The 16,945-nt window shown below is 25.3% G+C and carries 16 protein-coding genes and 1 tRNA gene; 6 read left to right on the top strand and 11 right to left on the bottom strand.

What is annotated here, in order from left to right; all coding sequences use genetic code 11:
* The 3 genes from T324_RS17175 to T324_RS0110365 all read left to right on the top strand — a co-directional run.
* Positions 1 to 369 (top strand): tetratricopeptide repeat protein (locus T324_RS17175; RefSeq protein WP_038375218.1); only part of this gene is annotated, 369 nt, incomplete at its 5' end.
* Between the two features lie 356 nt (positions 370 to 725).
* Positions 726 to 1,130, top strand: a complete 405-nt coding sequence (locus tag T324_RS0110360; protein ID WP_028330192.1) for an HI0074 family nucleotidyltransferase substrate-binding subunit — start codon at positions 726 to 728, stop codon at positions 1,128 to 1,130.
* A gap of 28 nt (positions 1,131 to 1,158) precedes the next feature.
* Positions 1,159 to 1,449: a nucleotidyltransferase domain-containing protein gene (locus T324_RS0110365; RefSeq protein ID WP_028330193.1), complete on the top strand. Its 291-nt coding sequence runs from the start codon at positions 1,159 to 1,161 to the stop codon at positions 1,447 to 1,449.
* A 516-nt stretch (positions 1,450 to 1,965) separates the two neighbouring features.
* On the opposite strand, the gene T324_RS0110370 is transcribed toward T324_RS0110365, so the two are convergent.
* Together T324_RS0110370 and T324_RS0110375 are read right to left on the bottom strand one after the other, a co-directional pair.
* Positions 1,966 to 3,054 carry a hypothetical protein gene (locus tag T324_RS0110370; RefSeq protein ID WP_028330194.1) on the bottom strand — a complete coding sequence of 363 codons (1,089 nt, stop codon included), beginning with the start codon at positions 3,052 to 3,054 and terminating at the stop codon, positions 1,966 to 1,968.
* 172 nt (positions 3,055 to 3,226) lie between these two features.
* The gene (locus T324_RS0110375; protein WP_028330195.1) at positions 3,227 to 4,774 is read right to left on the bottom strand and encodes an AAA family ATPase; all 1,548 of its coding nucleotides are present in this window, start codon (positions 4,772 to 4,774) and stop codon (positions 3,227 to 3,229) included.
* A gap of 184 nt (positions 4,775 to 4,958) precedes the next feature.
* Between T324_RS0110375 and T324_RS0110380 the strand changes: the two genes are divergently transcribed.
* Positions 4,959 to 5,840, top strand: a complete 882-nt coding sequence (locus tag T324_RS0110380; protein WP_028330196.1) for a VIT1/CCC1 transporter family protein — start codon at positions 4,959 to 4,961, stop codon at positions 5,838 to 5,840.
* Positions 5,841 to 5,968: 128 nt separating this feature from the next.
* Here T324_RS0110380 and T324_RS17180 read toward each other — a convergent pair whose 3' ends face one another.
* The 3 genes from T324_RS17180 to T324_RS17760 all read right to left on the bottom strand — a co-directional run bounded on the left by T324_RS17180 (position 5,969) and on the right by T324_RS17760 (position 9,769).
* Positions 5,969 to 6,856 (bottom strand): radical SAM protein, encoded by an 888-nt coding sequence (locus T324_RS17180; protein ID WP_038375219.1) that lies wholly within the window; start codon positions 6,854 to 6,856, stop codon positions 5,969 to 5,971.
* Between the two features lie 17 nt (positions 6,857 to 6,873).
* Positions 6,874 to 7,938 carry a glycosyltransferase gene (locus T324_RS17755; protein WP_051436836.1) on the bottom strand — a complete coding sequence of 355 codons (1,065 nt, stop codon included), beginning with the start codon at positions 7,936 to 7,938 and terminating at the stop codon, positions 6,874 to 6,876.
* A 757-nt stretch (positions 7,939 to 8,695) separates the two neighbouring features.
* Complete coding sequence (locus tag T324_RS17760) at positions 8,696 to 9,769, bottom strand: glycosyltransferase family 8 protein (RefSeq protein ID WP_051436837.1); 1,074 nt, start codon at positions 9,767 to 9,769, stop codon at positions 8,696 to 8,698.
* A 337-nt stretch (positions 9,770 to 10,106) separates the two neighbouring features.
* On the opposite strand from T324_RS17760, the gene T324_RS0110400 reads away from it, so the two are divergent.
* Positions 10,107 to 10,625, top strand: a complete 519-nt coding sequence (locus T324_RS0110400) for a YcxB family protein (RefSeq protein WP_028330197.1) — start codon at positions 10,107 to 10,109, stop codon at positions 10,623 to 10,625.
* Between the two features lie 41 nt (positions 10,626 to 10,666).
* Here T324_RS0110400 and clpX read toward each other — a convergent pair whose 3' ends face one another.
* The 6 genes from clpX to T324_RS0110430 all read right to left on the bottom strand — a co-directional run bounded on the left by clpX (position 10,667) and on the right by T324_RS0110430 (position 15,563).
* A complete protein-coding gene (gene clpX / locus T324_RS0110405; RefSeq protein ID WP_028330198.1) occupies positions 10,667 to 11,905 on the bottom strand; it encodes an ATP-dependent Clp protease ATP-binding subunit ClpX in 1,239 nt (412 codons plus the stop codon).
* 146 nt (positions 11,906 to 12,051) lie between these two features.
* Positions 12,052 to 12,636: an ATP-dependent Clp endopeptidase proteolytic subunit ClpP gene (gene clpP, locus T324_RS0110410; protein WP_051436838.1), complete on the bottom strand. Its 585-nt coding sequence runs from the start codon at positions 12,634 to 12,636 to the stop codon at positions 12,052 to 12,054.
* A 43-nt stretch (positions 12,637 to 12,679) separates the two neighbouring features.
* Positions 12,680 to 13,990 carry a trigger factor gene (locus tag T324_RS0110415; RefSeq protein WP_028330200.1) on the bottom strand — a complete coding sequence of 437 codons (1,311 nt, stop codon included), beginning with the start codon at positions 13,988 to 13,990 and terminating at the stop codon, positions 12,680 to 12,682.
* A 68-nt stretch (positions 13,991 to 14,058) separates the two neighbouring features.
* A tRNA-Gly gene (locus T324_RS0110420) sits at positions 14,059 to 14,131 on the bottom strand.
* Positions 14,132 to 14,178: 47 nt separating this feature from the next.
* On the bottom strand, positions 14,179 to 14,985 hold the full coding sequence (locus T324_RS0110425; RefSeq protein ID WP_028330201.1) for a Cof-type HAD-IIB family hydrolase: 807 nt from the start codon (positions 14,983 to 14,985) through the stop codon (positions 14,179 to 14,181).
* Between the two features lie 140 nt (positions 14,986 to 15,125).
* Positions 15,126 to 15,563: an ATP-binding protein gene (locus tag T324_RS0110430; protein WP_084548654.1), complete on the bottom strand. Its 438-nt coding sequence runs from the start codon at positions 15,561 to 15,563 to the stop codon at positions 15,126 to 15,128.
* Between the two features lie 215 nt (positions 15,564 to 15,778).
* Between T324_RS0110430 and T324_RS0110435 the strand changes: the two genes are divergently transcribed.
* Positions 15,779 to 16,894, top strand: coding sequence for a DegT/DnrJ/EryC1/StrS family aminotransferase (locus T324_RS0110435; RefSeq protein WP_028330203.1), 1,116 nt, complete (start codon positions 15,779 to 15,781; stop codon positions 16,892 to 16,894).
* Positions 16,895 to 16,945: the final 51 nt, after the last annotated feature.

Genomic DNA, 16,945 nt, shown 5'->3' on the forward strand with positions numbered 1-16,945 from the left:
TTAAACCAATATGAAGAAGCTATTAAAGATTATAATAAAGCCATAGAATTAAATCCTAGTAATTCAGAAGCTTATAATAATAGAGGCAGTGCTAAAAATAATTTAAAACAATATAAAGAAGCCATTACAGATTTTAATAAAGCCATAGAACTGAATCCAAATAATTTTATGTATTATTATAATAAAGGTATATCTAACTCTTATTTAGGACATAATGAAGAAGCTTATAATGATTTTATAAAAGGTTATGATTTAGCAGGCTATATATCTAAAAATGAGTACAAACAAAGAATTGTTAAATTAGCTAAACAAAATAATAAAGCAGCAATAGAAATATGCGATGAAATGGATTGGGGTATTAATTTTTGAAACTTTTATAAAATATACCAAGATAAAATTTAAATAATATAGAGTCTTAGATTTATAAAATTTTATATTTTTAATTTTTTTTACTATTCCAGCCATCTATGCTTTTTTATTTTGTACTAAAAATAAAGCTTTCATTAACTTTTTTGCTTAATTTATAAAAAGTATGCCCGCCTAACTTGATAATTTATTTAACGCACGGTGAACTGAATTTTATTTGTAGTTTAAATTTTAATTTATAATTATTCTATATTTATAATTTTGTTTAGCGTGCGTTTTACTTACTTATGGGAAAAAATTAAAGCTTGATAAATATAGTCTAAATTATATAATTGCAATTAAAAATTATTGGAAATATTATGTCAGAGAATATTCGCTGGAAACAGAGATTTAACAATTTTGAAAAAGCATTTAACTTATTAAAAAGTGTATTTGAAGAAAGAGAAATAAATGAATTATCATTATTAGAACAGGAAGGTGTTATTCAAAGATTTGAATATACTTATGAATTAGCTTGTAAAACCTTGAAAGATTATTTAGAATACAATGGAAGTTTAAACAATATAGATATATCTCCAAGAAATATTTTTAAAGAAGCATATTCAGCAAAGATTATCAAAAGTCAAGATGATTTTATTGATATGATGCTTAGCCGTAATTTACTTTCACATACTTATGATTTTATTAAATTCAAAGAAATTATTATCAAGATAGAAAATCATTATTTGAAAATACTTAATGAATTATATAATTTCTTTTTGTAAAGAATAAATAATTAAAGGGTAAATATTAATGCTTGATGAAAAGATAAAAGAAGGTATAAAAAATATATGCAGTTCTTATGAGAATATAGAACATGTTATACTGTTTGGTTCTAGGGCAATTGATAAAGAAAAATATAATTCGGATATAGATTTGGCTGTAATAGGAAAGTTTGATTTACTATTTTGCGAAAGACTAAAAGAAGAATTATCAGAGCTTCCTACTCTTTTAAAATTTGATGTTATTTCTTATAATGATATAGAAAATCAAGAATTAATAAATGATATAAAAAATCATGGAAAAATTATTTATAAAAAATAGTATTAATTATATTTGATGAATAATGTATCATTATAGCAGGAAAATATTTCCTCATTAATATATTCTATAATCAAGTTTTTTTATATATACTAAGAATTTTTAAGTTTGTCATTTTTTTAGTCAACTTTTTCCCGCCGCAAAAAGAACCAAAAAGTGCAAATGTAAAATTAGTATTAAACAGTACTAATTATATTTTATATGTAGGATAAATTATTAAATTTAAGCTAAAATGCAGTCTTTTTGCTTCTTTGGGTCACCAAAAGAAGTGGGGGTTCGGGGGCTAGTCCCCGAAAATAATAAAAACATAAAAACTGATTTTTGACAAACTTAAAAATTTTTAATATAAATTATTAAGTTTATATTTTATTTTTACTAACCTTTTTAAAAAATTAAATATGTTCTAACAAGTCTATATTTTCTTCTATATATAAATAAAAATTGTTCGCATTTAAACTCTGACATTTTTGCAAATGTCAGATACTCACAATTTTTATTTCTACTAACTTCTTTAAAAAATTAAATATGCTCTAACAAGTCTATATTTTCTTCAACATCCATTATATAAGCAAGCGAAGATTTATTATGTTTTTTATTATAAGCATTTCTATATAAATTATTAATCTCATCTATAATTTTATTAAGTTCATTTTTATTATCAATACCGTTATTTAATTTGCTTTCTATATCATCGCAGTCTTTATAATAATCATTTTTTATAGCATATTCAAAATCTTTAGATAATTCTTTTATTTCTTTTAATTTATCTTTACACTTTGGAATATAATTAATTATCTCTTCTTTGATTATATTTTCTGAATTATCAGTTTTAATATCTTCTTTTGACTCTGAATTACTTTGTTTTTCTGAAGAATTATTTTTTTGTATGTTTTGACCATTATTATAGAAATATGATTGTAAAGTAAATATATAATCTGAATAATTTGAATTACTTATCATTTTTGTAAGCGGATAAAATAATGATGATGATGAACTTCTTTTACTTAATGGGATTTTTTCTAAATCATTTAAAAATATATTTTTAGCTTCATCTGTTATTTTAGTATATTCAAAAAATTTATTTTTTTCTTCGTTTGAAGATAATAATTTTTTTATTAATTTTTCACTTAACCCTATGGTTATAGTATCGCTTGGTTTATATGTACCTAATTTCTTTTCATATTCTATAGTTATATAATTAAAAAAATGATGAAGTAAAAATTCATAAGACCAATGTGCATCTCCTCTGCTTATGGCAGGAGCAGCACCAAGACATGACATATTTACTATATGTTCGCAAATAACATTATATATTATAGGATTATCTCTAAAGTAACCAGCTTTTGTATACATATCATCATATTTTAAAACTTTTTTATCTACCAAGAATGAAGCTAAAGCACTGGCACTGCTTTTTATCCATATAAGAGATTTTTTATCTTTATAAATTATATTAAATTCTATATCTTCATAATCACAAAATATTTGTTTAGTATTTCCTCTTTTATAAGCACTAAATCCAATACTACGCATAGTATTTATAAAAACATTTTCATCTATAGAAGTATAATCCAAATCTATATTATACCTTGAACCGTATTTTCCCATTTATATTTTATCTCCTATTTATTCTTATATATATATTAATAGTACGAAAATTAAAAACATATTCAATTAATATTATAAGTTTAAAATAATTATTTTTTATAATCTAATCCTAATCTAACAAAAAATAATAAAAACTATTCATTAATACAATTTATTATTGTTTACTAATACATTACTGAATAAAAGGATTATACTGCTCCTGCTTTAATTTAGGTATAGGTTTATTTTTAGAGTCTGCATCCTCTGCCCAAGTATTAGATGAAGCTAGTACCGCTCTTGCTCTTGCCCATCTTCTCATGCCTTCCAAATCTTCAAATGTTTTTGATATAGGGTATGTTCTTTTCATAGCATCTATTATATGCTCTGTAGTAACTTCCTTGTCTTCATCAAATGCATTAAATAATGCTTCTTTAATAGCTTCTTCTATTTCTGCTCCTGAGAACAATTCGCATTCATTTGCAATTTTTGAAACATCGAAATTTTTATAATCTCTTTTAAATTTAGCTAAATGTATTTTGATTATCTCTTCTCTGTCCGGCTTCATAGGTAAATCCACAAAAAAGTTTTCATCGAAACGTCCCTTTCTTAAAAGCTCAGGAGGAAGTCCTCTTATATCATTAGCAGTAGCTACTACAAATACTGGTTTTTTCTTTTCCTGCATCCAAGTTAAAAATGTTCCCAATACTCTTGAAGTAGTACCTCCGTCCGTAGAGCCTGATGACTGCATACCTGAAAGTCCTTTTTCTATCTCATCTATCCAAAGAATAGAAGGTGATACTGCTTCTGCTATTTTCAATGCTTTTCTAATATTACTTTCAGATTCTCCAACATGTCCTGCAAAAACTTTACCCATATCTAGTTTGATAATAGGAAACTGCCAAGCTGCACCTACTGCTTTAGCACATAAGCTCTTTCCTGTTCCTGGTATTCCTAATAAAAGTATTCCTCTAGGAGTTTCAAGTCCATAATCTTTAGCACCTTGTTCAAATGCTCTTCCTCTTCTTCTAAGCCAATTTTTTAAAACATCAAGTCCGCCTATATCATCTAATGTTTCATTATGATGATAATATTCTAAATGTCCGCTGTTTTTTATGATAGTTTCTTTCTCGGATATTATTATTGGTATCTCTTCTTCTGTTAATTTTCCTGCCTGTACTATTGCTTTGGAAAATGCTCTTTTAGCTTCCATTATAGTTAATCCTAATGCAGAATCAACTATTTTTTCTTTATTTCCCATTGGGGTTATATTGTATTGTTTGCATGTATGTTCAAACATTACTGTTAAATCGCTTCTATCCGGCAAATCTTCTTCTACAATATATACATCTTTTTCTAATTCAGATGGAAGACTTCTTTTTGTTTGAAGAAGTATTAAAGTTCTGTCGCTGTAATTACTGTAGCTTATATCTTTTATTTTGCTTATTAATCTAGGGCTATCTATATGCAATTCATAGTCCTGAAGCATTAATATAGAATTTTTTGCCTCATCGCTTTGATACCAATCAAGTATAAATAATGCATCATCTTTTCCATCTATTTCTTCATAATTTTTTCCATTATTTAACATTTTTTTAAGCCCAGATGCAATTCCCCATTTATACCAGTCTCTTTTTAACTCTGCAGCAGTTCTTGAAATCTCTCCCTCTATTCTCATGGTTTCATAGCTTATAACCTGTACAATATTTATAGATGAACGTATTAAAATGCTTAGATTAATCATTAAAACCCCCAATCAATACTACATAATATGTTTCATAATAACATAGATATAATAAAATGCAAATATAATTATAAAAAATACTATATTTATCTTTAATATAATAATTTTTTATGTAATATAAAAAATGCTAGAAATTAATAATATTTCATTGTACTATATATAAAACTATATTGGATAAACTATAATGGATAATACTATTTCAAAAGAAACTCTAAAATTCTTATTAGAATTGCAGCAAAATGAAGTTACTGAGCATGCTGTTTATTTAAATTTGGCAAAATTCGTAAAAAAAGAAGATGATAAAAATGTTCTTATAAGTATAGGCAAAGAAGAATATGCTCATGCAAAAATACTTGAAAAATATACTAAAAAGAAATTAAAACCTCAGAAGTTTAAAGTATTTAAATTTTTTATATTAAGTATAATTTTTGGGTATACTTTTGTTATAAAAATAATGGAAGGCGGGGAGAAAAATGCTGAGTATATATATTCAAAAATAGTTGCTGAAGTACCCGATGCTAAAAAGATAGCATTCGATGAAGAAGAGCATGAAAATAAACTTATATCTATTTTAGATGAAGACAGATTAAAATATGTAGGTTCTATGGTTTTAGGTTTAAGCGATGCATTAGTTGAAATTAGCGGCACATTGGCAGGTCTTAGTTTTGCCTTACAGGATAATAAACTTGTTGCATTATCAGGTATTATAACAGGGATATCTGCCACTCTTTCTATGGCTTCTTCAGAATATTTATCAGCTAAAGCGGATGGTGATAAAAATGCCTTGAAGTCATGTTTATATACAGGAATAATGTATTTAATAACTGTGAGTCTTTTGATATTGCCTTATTTAGTATATCCTAATAATCATTATTTATATGCATTAATTACAATGCTTTGTATAGTAGTATTTATAATATTTTTCTTTACTTACTATGTATCTGTTGCTAAAAGTCTTCCATTTAAAAAGAGATTTATTGAAATGGCAGGAATTAGCTTAACTGTTGCCGGTATTAGCTTTTTAGTAGGACTTTTAGTTAAGCAATTTTTGGGTATAGATATTTAATATATATTACATGTCATATTTTATATCGTGTTTATAAAATAAATATCTAAATCTTTTAATTTTTTTTAAATGTATAAATTTATTTCCTTTTGACATAAAATAAATATTATTAATTAATAAAATACTTATTAAATATTTTTTATATATATATACTCATCAATTATTTTTTTCGAAGGTCTCCATTCACCTGCAATCTTTATTGGTCTAACACAATATCTGCAAAATGGAATAGGATTATTTATATAAGTAAAAATATCATCTTTTGAACATTTATATATATCTAAATAATCTTTACTTGTAATTTCTAAATTAACATTAAAATATTTATTAAATATATTGATATAAGCTGCTTGAGGACAAATATAAAATTTACCGTCTCTTAAATGAAAACATGATGGATAACATTTTTTAAAACTATCTTCTGCATTCTGTTTTCCGTCAATATCAAAAGAAGAACAATAACTGTATTTTACATAATCATCTTTATTACCTTCACCATAAAAATTAATATTAACATCATATTCTTTACATAACTCTAATATTTTATCTATATTTATGTTAATAGGATATTTTGTAGGATTTAAGTATACATTATTATTATGCATAGACTTCCAAAAATCCTCATTTTGCTTTATTAAAAGAATTCCATTGGTAACAAGAATAATGCCAGTAAATGGAAAATATTTTCTTGTTATAGTTAAGTAATCTTTACACCTTTTATTTAATAGAGGTTCTCCCCCCATAATACGAATTTCCTTTATAGCAGAATTAGTTAAATAACTCATTCTTTTAATATCTTTTTCAAATATATCAATATCATAATATTTTTCTTCAGATAATTGAGAATAATGCATACAGCTATAACAAGAAAAATTACAATGATCCGCTATATGTATTTCAAGTACACTTAATTTTTCTAACTTGTTCCATTTATTAATAATATTATTTCTATATATTTCTCTATATTTTTTTATTGGTATATATAAAGATAATTTATATTTTTCAAATATACTCATTTATAACCTTCCACAAATTAATATAAAAACATTTTTCTAATTTTATCTCTAACAGTTTTTAGAGGTATTAACCAAACTATAATATCCACAATTTTATTAATTTTTCTTTCTAAACGAATATTATCATACTGGTTAAATATATTCATAAAATATATTGGATCTTCTTTAAACCATGGTGTCATAATTAAATATTTCCAACCTTTTAATAACAGACTATTTTTTTCTTTTGGTATAAAATAGCAGGATGGTTCAAATACTTTACCACAAGAATAATGGGCAATATATACATCATCACAATATTCTTCCTTACGCCATATAGCCATATCTGTTTGATATTTTTCATCAAGCATTAAAATTCTTTCTTTTGGAATGAAATAATCAAAAAAATATCCTTCTCCGGCACCATAAATTTTTGAATCAATTAATTTATTGAAATATTTACAAACTTTTTCATGAGAAATAATATTTCTTAATGATTTCAAGTTCATATACATGACACCTACAAAAATCAAATCTTCTGGGTTTTTATTTACAATACCCATTTTTAACATTTTATTATAAAAATCATCATTCTCTATTTTTTCTTTCTTTTTTTCTTTTTCTCCATATAAAAAATTGAATTCTTCAAATCTAAGTGATTTTGATCTGTCTTTTTCATATTTTATAGATAAAATATCATAATTACTAATATCAGCATAAAATAGTTCTTTCAAATTTTTTAAAACTACCAAATCAACATCCATACTAATTACTTTATCAACATCTTTTAATATATTCATTATTTCAAGTCTTAAAAAAGGACTATATCCCCAATAAAATGGTATTTTAGTTTTATTAACAAATTCTTTATATTTTTCCAATACATTTAAATCTGGGGTGTAAAATTTTATATTAAAATCCTTTATTTCTTTTAATTGAATTAATTTATTTTTATCCTCATCTGACATGTCATTAGTTATAATATGAAAATAGAATTTATCGTCTTGATCTGAATTCATTAATATAGATACAATTAGAATACCTGTATTTATAGCATAAACATGCCCGTTTGATATTAAACATATATTTATAACTTCTTTCATAATGAATTAACTCCAAATATTTCATAAAATGCAAAATTTTCTAACCCTATCAAAGAAAATAGGTAAATGTAAAAAGTCTTTTTTAAGATAGATACTAAATATTTAAAATTTTTTAAATTACACCACTTGACTTGACTTGACTTGACTTGACTTGACTTGACTTGACTTGACTTGACTTGACTTGACTTGACTTGACTTGACTTGACTTGACTTGACAATTAAGTCTGATTTAATAAAATTAAATATTTTCATGTTTAATATTATATTGTATTTTGAATATAAATCAAGCCTTAGTTATAAATTAATGTACTTGTGTAAATAATATTATTCCAACTATAATTGTTTCTTTTGCACAAGTTTAATTATTTTAAATTTATATACTAAATTCCAACTATCTATCATAGGTTTTATCTCAAAAAATCATGGTAATTATGATATATGCTTATTATTAAAACAGGCTTATGTTTTTTATTGTATTTATAGCACCTTCCAATAATTGAGGTTCAAAACCTTACAAATCTGTTTTTAAGTTATATTTTTACATACTAAAAAATTCAAAATGTCTAATCCATATAAAAAATAGATAGATGTAAAAACCTTTTGTGGATTAGTTTTTTAGGATTAAGTTATAACTAATTATTAAAAAGTAAGAGTAAATATACATAAATATTATATTTATAATATAACGCAAATGCTAAATAACTTTTAATATCATATTAATTTGATTATGTTTGTGATAAATCAATAATTATATTATTTAATAATCTAAAAAAAATTTTCTGATGTTATCTCTAATTGCTTTTATTGGAATTATCCATAAAATAAAGTTAATAACTTTATCAATTTTTCTTTCTAAGCATGTTCTATCATATTGATTAAATCTATCCATAAAATATATTGGATCTTCTTTAAACCAGGCAGTCATAGATAAATATTTCCATCCTTGAAGTAATAATCTATTCTTTTCTTTTGGAGCTGGAACAGCATCATGAGATATTTCAAATATTTTTCCACATGAAAAATGAGCTATATATACATCACAACTTTCTTCCTTTAGCCATATAGCCATTGGTATATTATATTTAGGATCTACAAATTTGATTTTATCTTTTTTTATAAAATAAATAAGAATATCCTGTTCATATACTTTAACATTATTGTTTATACACGTTTCTACATAATCATTTATGAATTCTTCTTTCATTTCATTTCTTAGCAATTTTAAATTCATGCACATAAAACCACTACAAAAAGGTATATGAGTTTTTTTATAATCTATTTGAAGATTTTTATAATGCTGATATATTGATTTTTCATTTTTTATTCTATTATTATCATATTCTTCAATTGATTTAATATTCAAAAGTTTATAAGTCTCATTTCTATATAATCGGATGTCAAATTGATGATCTGCTGCTATAATATAATAACTATCTAAATTGGTGTAATATATTTCGCTTAAACTTTTTAAAACCATTTGATCAACATCTAAAAATATAACTTTATCTAAATGTGTTAATAAATGAATAACTTCTAGTTTAAAATATATACTATATCCCCAAAATTCTTGTACACAAAATGTTTTAGCCCATTTTTTATATTTAGCAATTCTATTAATATCAGGAGTATAAAATTTTATATCGAAATTTTTTATTTCTTTTAATTGAATTAGTTTATTCTTATCTTCATTTGACATATTATCTGTTATTATATGAAAATAAAATTCATCTTCCTTATTTGAATTAACTAATATAGAAGTGATTAATATTCCTAAATTTATAGCAAATACATGTCCGTTTGAAACCATACAAATATTAATTTTTTCTTTCATAATGAATTAACTCCAAATATTTTATAAAATGCAAAATTTTCTAATCCTATCAAAGAAAATAGATAAATGTAAAAAGTCTTTTTTAAGATGGATACTAAATATTTAAAATTTTTTAAATTACACCACTTGACTTGACTTGACTTGACTTGACTTGACTTGACTTGACTTGACTTGACTTGACTTGACTTGACTTGAGATTAAGTCAGAATTAATCTTAAAATTATAAATACTCATATTAAGGATTATATTATATTTTGAATATAATGCAAGTTTACGATACTTGAAAAAAATATTACTTATATTTATACTAAAAAACAATATAAATATTGGAGTATAAATGAAAAAAGAATATAAGTATAAATTGTCAGAAGATGACTTTATAGATTTTCAGCTTTATTATTTGAAAATGAATTCGAAAATGACTAAATCTGTAAAAAGAACTATTATAATATTAATATCTCTTTATGTTGTTATTTTTGCAGCAATGGCTATTTATTTTAGAAGCAATGCTTTTTTAATATTAATAATAGCAGTTTTAGTATCAGCATTTTCAATATTACAAATATTTACATATAGAAAACGTCTTGAAAAGAAAATCATTAAGAAAGTAAAAGAGTATGTAAGGTCAGGTAAATTAGATAAAGTTTTAGGTGATAAAGAGCTTGAAGTTTATGATGATAGGGTAGTATTTCATGAGGAGAGAGGAACAAGTTCTTTTAATAAAGAAGATATAAAAAATATAGAAAATAGTAATAAGTCAGTTTTCCTTTATGTTGATGATATGTCAGCAATTATTGTTCCAAAGCATTATATAACAGGTGAGGATGTAGATTTTTTATTATCTTATAAAAATTAATAACATAAAAAAGCGCAGGTTATCCTGCTCTTTTTTATGTTTTATTCTTCTGTTATTGAAAGTTTTGAACAAACATAATCTTTATTTAATTCAAAAACTTTTTTCTCTTTATCATCGGAAGGCATATCATACATAGCATCAAGCATAACACGTTCAAACAAAGCTCTCAAACCTCTTGCTCCTGTATGCTCTTCCATAGTTTTTTTTACTATAGATTTTAATGCTTCATCATCAATTTTTAATTCTATATTATCATAAGAAAATAATTTCTGATACTGTTTAGTTAAAGCATTCTTAGGTTCTTTTAATATTTTTAAAAGCTCTTCTTCTTTAAGTTCCTCTAAAGTAGCTATTACAGGAAGTCTTCCTATAAGTTCAGGTATAAGTCCATATTTAACTAAATCTTCAGTAGAAATATTTTTCATTATTTCATCATAATTAAGATTATCCATAGAATTAACTTCAGCAGCAAATCCTAAACCTTTTTTAGAAGTTCTTTCAGCAATAGATTTTTCTATATCAATGAAAGCACCTCCGCATATAAATAGAATATTAGATGTATCTATATGTAAATTATCCTGATGCGGATGTTTTCTTCCGCCATGAGGAGGGACTGTTGCAATAGTACCTTCTACTATCTTTAATAATGCCTGCTGTACTCCTTCTCCAGATACGTCTCTTGTTATAGAGCGTGATTCACTTTTGCGTGAAATTTTATCTATTTCATCAATGTATATGATGCCTTTCTCAGCAAGTTTAATATCACCATCTGCATTCTGTATGAGTCTAAGTAGTATATTTTCAACATCATCTCCAACATAACCAGCTTCTGTTACAGTGGTAGCATCAGCAATAGCAAAAGGAACATTTAACGCCTTAGCTAAAGTACGAGCCAATAATGTTTTACCGCTTCCAGTAGGTCCTATTAAAAGTACATTTGATTTTTCTATTTCAACTTCATTTTTATCTTCAATATTTTGAGTTATTCTTTTATAATGATTATAAACAGAAACAGATAAAACTTTTTTGGCATAATCTTGTCCTATAACATATTCATCAAGTAATGCTTTTATTTTTTTAGGAGGAAGCACAGTTATTTCATGTTCTTTTGATTTGGACTTCATTTTGCTTTGTGAATGCATATTGAAATAATCATTAGCTATTGCAGAACAATCTGAACATAAATATCCTTCATTTCCTTCTATATATCTGTTTAATTCTTTTAATTCTCTTCCGCATAAAGAACAAACTTCTTTTTTATCGCTATTTTTTTTAGACATATTTCTCCATATAAAAAACTATAATTAAGTTTATATATTTTATATCAAAATAAAAGTATTTCAATAATAAAAAAAATAAAAAGTTATATTTATAAAAAAATAAGGGGCTTTAATAAGCCCCTTATTAATTAATATTCAATTTTATATTATGATTCTCTGCTTGAGAAAACTTTATCTATTATACCATAATCTTTTGCCTCTTCAGCGCTCATAAAGTAATCTCTGTCCATATCAGCTTCAAGTTTTTTAATATCCTGTCCTGTATGATTAGCCATAATATTATTAAGTATGCTTTTTAAACGTATAGTTTCTCTTAATTGTATTTCCATGTCAGTAACCATACCTCTAGAACCACCTGAAGGCTGGTGAATCATTATTCTTGAATTTGCAGTGGCAAATCTTTTACCTTTAGCACCTCCTGCCAAAAGCAAAGCACCTGCAGAAGCAGCCTGTCCTACACATAAAGTAGCAACATCAGGCTTAACATATTGCATAGTGTCATACATACCTAAAGCAGCAGTTACAACTCCTCCAGGACTATTTATATATAATGATATATCTTTTTCAGGATCAGCTGATTCCAAGAATAAAAGCTGTGCTATAACTACATTAGCAACATCATCATTTATTTCTCCGCCTAGAAATATAATTCTATCTTTTAAAAGTCTAGAATATATATCATAAGAACGTTCACCTCTGCTTGTTTGCTCTATAACATAAGGTATAGTCATGTAATTTCTCTCCATCTTTTATATTAACCCCTTATTTTATAAATTAATATCCGCCCCAAATATCGCTTTCTTCCGGTTTGAATTTGCCCGCATCTTTCTCAGCAACATTTACATGTTCTTTAACATAATCTAAAATAGCTTCAGAAGTAGCTCTGTTTTGTGCATCTCTCATTATGTAGTTTATAATGTTCTGCTGTTCTTCTTTAGGGAGTTTAGAAAGCCCCATGTAACTTTGATATTGATACATTCTATTAGCATATTCTTTTGCTTTTTCTTCGTTTACTGTAATAGAATCTTTATATGTTTCAGCTAATTTAGCCATAATCATATCAAAAGTTATTTGTTTTCTAACATTTTCTTCATACTCTTTTTTAATGTCTTCATCTGTTTTAGCAACAGAAATTAAGAAATCAGTTTTACTCATTCCTCTGCTTGACATAGATCTTTCAAATTCATTTAATGATATTTCTAATTGCTCTTCATAATAACCTTTAGGAAGAGTCATATTAACTAATTCTATTAATTTATTAAATAATGTATCATTTACAAGTTCACTGTTAGCTCTATCTTCAGCTCTTTTTACTAAATGTTCTTTTAAAGATTCTTTAACTTTTTGTCTGTCTTCTTCTTTGGAATCATCTTTCATATCTGGTTTTTCTACTTTTACTATATTCATTATTAAAGTAGCTTCTCTTCCATCAACATAAGTTTTAAGAAGTTTTTTATCATCTTTTTTAACGCCTATAGCATTTTTAGCAAATATACTTTCATTTTCATCATTGCTTGCAACTACTGTAAGTTCTTTGTCATATTTTTTATTTATATCATCATCAAATTCTATTTTTACGTTAACTCTGTCTCCGATTTCAGATTTTAATTCACTTTCTTCAAAATGAGAAAATCTATGAAGAGAAAGTTTATAAGCTTCTTCAACAACACTGTCATCAACAGTATATTTGTTTTTTTCTACATTTATAGAAGCCAAATCAGGCAAATTAAATTCAGGTATAGGATAATATTCATAAGTAAGATGAAGCCCATCATCTTTATTTTCCAAGTTAAGCAATTTAGGAGTACCTAAAGCCTTAACATTTTTTTCATCATGATAAGTATTCCAAGCATCATCTATTAAAACTTCATTAGTAGCACCTTCTAAAGCTTCTCTGTATCTTGAAAGTATAATATTATTAGGAGCATGTCCTACTCTAAAGCCTTTAACATTAACTCTAGGTTTATAATATTCAATTTGTTTTTCTAATTCTTTTTTGTAAGCATCTTTTGAAATTGTTAGTTTGAGTGTAACTAAATCTTTTTCATCTGTTGAAGTTTCGAAATTTAAATCTTTAATATCCATATTTAAAAAACCTTTAAAAAATAATAAAAAAATACCCCAACAGAGAAATCTATTGGGGATTTAATATGAGCGGGAAACGGGACTCGAACCCGCGACAGTCTGCATGGCAAGCAGAAACTCTACCAACTGAGTTATTCCCGCATAGACATGTCAAATAATATAACATAATGAAACAAAAATGTCAATACTTAAATTGATAAAAAATCTTCTAAAAATTTACCAACTCCGTTTTTATCATTGCTTAAACATATATAATCAGCTTTTTTCTTCAATTCATCTTCTGCATTTGAAACTGCCACACCAATTCCTGCAAATTCAATCATTTTTATATCATTATAATTATCTCCGAAGGCTATTATTTCATCTCTTTTTATACATTTTTGCTCACAAAGCCACTTTAAAGCACTTCCCTTATTAATTCCGCTAGCAAGTATTTCCAAAAAATTTGTATGTGAAAATGATGTATCAGCATTTATGTTTTTATTTATATCATGCTGTATCTTTTCAAGTATATCTCTATCACCTATAAAAAGCATTTTGCTGAACTCAAAATTTTCTATATTGTCCAATCCTATAAAAATATCAGAAATATTTTCTTTCTGTGCATATCTTCTAAAATAAAAATCTTCTTCAGATACTATATATTTATTTCCGCTGTAAACATGCAAATATATGTCTTTGCTTTTATATTTATTATAAATATCTATAATATTCATAGCTGTGTTTTTATCTATAGGTTTATTATAAATAAAATTACCATCATTATCAGCAACTACAGCACCATTAAAAACTATAGAATGATTATTATTATTTAAAATATTTTTATAGCGTATCATTCCATTAAGAGGTCTTCCTGTAGAGAGTATTACTTCTATTCCTTTATCCATTAAATTTTGGAAAACTTTTTTATTATAATCACTTATTTCGCTATAATCGTTTAATAAAGTTCCATCCAAATCAGTTGCTACAAGTTTTATATTTCTTATATTATCCATAAATAATATATTATCATAAAAAAACTCAAAAACAAGTGAATTTCAAAATAAAATTAAACTATTAAAAGTGATAACTATATATTTTTTTAATGAAACTGTAATTTTGATATTGTTAAAGGAATAAAGTTTAAAATATAGTTTTAATTAATGTATTTAATCATAACTATTTTGCTGCCATTATTTTCAAAATAGAAATCATCAGCATAAAGTGATATTAAAAAAATACCTCTTCCGCTGTCTTTATATATATTCTCCTGAGATTCAGTTAATCCTATCATAGCCATTATATAATCAAATCCATTTCCTTCATCTTCTATAATAACTTCAACATAATCATTAATTATATTAAATTCTATATTAACTTTTTTATTTAAATCATTTCCGTTGCCATGAACTATAGCATTAGTCAAAGCCTCCTCAAAAGCTATTTGAAAGGCATCGCATTCTTTTATTCCATTATTCCGTAAAAACATTAAAAAGTCACTAGAAACCTTTGGTATATATGATTTATCACTAGGTATTTTCATTGATAAAGTCGTTTCTTTTGTTAAATCTTTCACACACATATTCACAATCATTCGTCTCAATTCTATTATATTACTGTATTCAGTTATTCATTACTATATAGTATAGTAAAATAAGATGCATTGTCAAGTTTTTTTATATTTATAATGCGTTTTTTTGTTCTTTTGTAAAACATTAACTACTTATGTTGTAATATTTATCAAAATAATATTGACAATAATTATAATATGAATACAATTAAACATAATTATTTTTTAAGGACTATTTTATGAAATATATGAACCTTTATAGAGGATATGAGAAGAGAAAAGATGCAATAGATAAAAAAATATTTTCTATTATAGAGAGAAGCCAATTTATATTTGGTCAGGAATTGGATGAATTGGAAAAAGAATTATCTAATTATACAGGGGCTAAATATGCTGTAGGAGTGTCATCAGGACATGTTGGTCTTGTACTTGCTCTTTTGGCATTAGGATTCAATGCGGGAGAGGATCATTCTGATAAAGAAGTTATAGTTCCTGCAATGACTTTCTTCTCTACTGCTGAAGCTCCGGCATTTTTAGGTATGAAAGTTAGAGTATGCGATATAGATGAATATTTTAATATGGATGTAAAAAAGCTGGAATCTCTTATAAATAAAAATACTGCTGCTATTATACCTGTTAATTTATTCGGACAATGTGCTAATTTTGATGTTATACTTGATATAGCTAAGAAACATAATATATTTGTTATAGAAGATGCATGCCAGTCTTTTGGGGCTAGTTATAAAAATATAAAATCATGCTCTGGAAAATTAGGTGATATTGCTGTTACTTCATTCTTTCCAGCTAAGCCTTTAGGATGTTTTGGTGATGGAGGAATGGTATTTACTAATAATGAGGAGCTTTATAAAAATTTAAAACAGCTTCGTCATCATGGTGATGAAGGCGGTATGATACATGTTAAATTGGGCACTACTGGAAGATTAGATAATATGCAGGCTGGTATTTTGTTAGAAAAATTCAAAGGTTTTGATGATGATATGAATCATAGAAGACAAGCAGCAGAATATTATAATGAAAAATTAAAAGATATTGTAAAAGTTCCTGAAGTAGCTTCCTATACTCAAAGTGTACATGCTCAATATGTTATACAAGTTAAAGATAATAGAGATGAGATAAGAAATAAATTAAATGAATTAGGTATTCCTACAGCACTTTATTATCCTCATCCTATACATTTAGCTCCTATACTTGTAAAAAAATTAGGCTATAAAGAAGGCGACATGCCGGTGTCAGAATATGCTTCAAAACACAATATAGCTTTGCCTATAGATAATGATATTTTAAGAGAAGAACAGGACATTGTTATAGAAGCTGTAAAGAAAGTATTATCTTAATTATAAAAATATGCAGAAGGTCATATAGTTTATATACCTTCTGCTCAATTA

The sequence above is a fragment of the Brachyspira alvinipulli ATCC 51933 genome (assembly GCF_000518245.1).
Taxonomy (GTDB): Bacteria; Spirochaetota; Brachyspiria; order Brachyspirales; family Brachyspiraceae; genus Brachyspira; species Brachyspira alvinipulli.

Excerpts from the sequence above, each read along its gene's own strand:
- T324_RS0110360 (WP_028330192.1), top strand. The coding sequence starts at position 726 with ATGTCAGAGAATATTCGCTGGAAACAGAGATTTAACAATTTTGAAAAA.
- T324_RS0110365 (WP_028330193.1), top strand. The coding sequence starts at position 1,159 with ATGCTTGATGAAAAGATAAAAGAAGGTATAAAAAATATATGCAGTTCT.
- T324_RS0110370 (WP_028330194.1), bottom strand. The coding sequence starts at position 3,054 with ATGGGAAAATACGGTTCAAGGTATAATATAGATTTGGATTATACTTCT.
- T324_RS0110375 (WP_028330195.1), bottom strand. The coding sequence starts at position 4,774 with ATGATTAATCTAAGCATTTTAATACGTTCATCTATAAATATTGTACAG.
- T324_RS0110380 (WP_028330196.1), top strand. The coding sequence starts at position 4,959 with ATGGATAATACTATTTCAAAAGAAACTCTAAAATTCTTATTAGAATTG.
- T324_RS17180 (WP_038375219.1), bottom strand. The coding sequence starts at position 6,856 with ATGAGTATATTTGAAAAATATAAATTATCTTTATATATACCAATAAAA.
- T324_RS17755 (WP_051436836.1), bottom strand. The coding sequence starts at position 7,938 with ATGAAAGAAGTTATAAATATATGTTTAATATCAAACGGGCATGTTTAT.
- T324_RS17760 (WP_051436837.1), bottom strand. The coding sequence starts at position 9,769 with ATGAAAGAAAAAATTAATATTTGTATGGTTTCAAACGGACATGTATTT.
- T324_RS0110400 (WP_028330197.1), top strand. The coding sequence starts at position 10,107 with ATGAAAAAAGAATATAAGTATAAATTGTCAGAAGATGACTTTATAGAT.
- clpX (WP_028330198.1), bottom strand. The coding sequence starts at position 11,905 with ATGTCTAAAAAAAATAGCGATAAAAAAGAAGTTTGTTCTTTATGCGGA.
- clpP (WP_051436838.1), bottom strand. The coding sequence starts at position 12,636 with ATGACTATACCTTATGTTATAGAGCAAACAAGCAGAGGTGAACGTTCT.
- T324_RS0110415 (WP_028330200.1), bottom strand. The coding sequence starts at position 13,990 with ATGGATATTAAAGATTTAAATTTCGAAACTTCAACAGATGAAAAAGAT.
- T324_RS0110425 (WP_028330201.1), bottom strand. The coding sequence starts at position 14,985 with ATGGATAATATAAGAAATATAAAACTTGTAGCAACTGATTTGGATGGA.
- T324_RS0110430 (WP_084548654.1), bottom strand. The coding sequence starts at position 15,563 with ATGATTGTGAATATGTGTGTGAAAGATTTAACAAAAGAAACGACTTTA.
- T324_RS0110435 (WP_028330203.1), top strand. The coding sequence starts at position 15,779 with ATGAAATATATGAACCTTTATAGAGGATATGAGAAGAGAAAAGATGCA.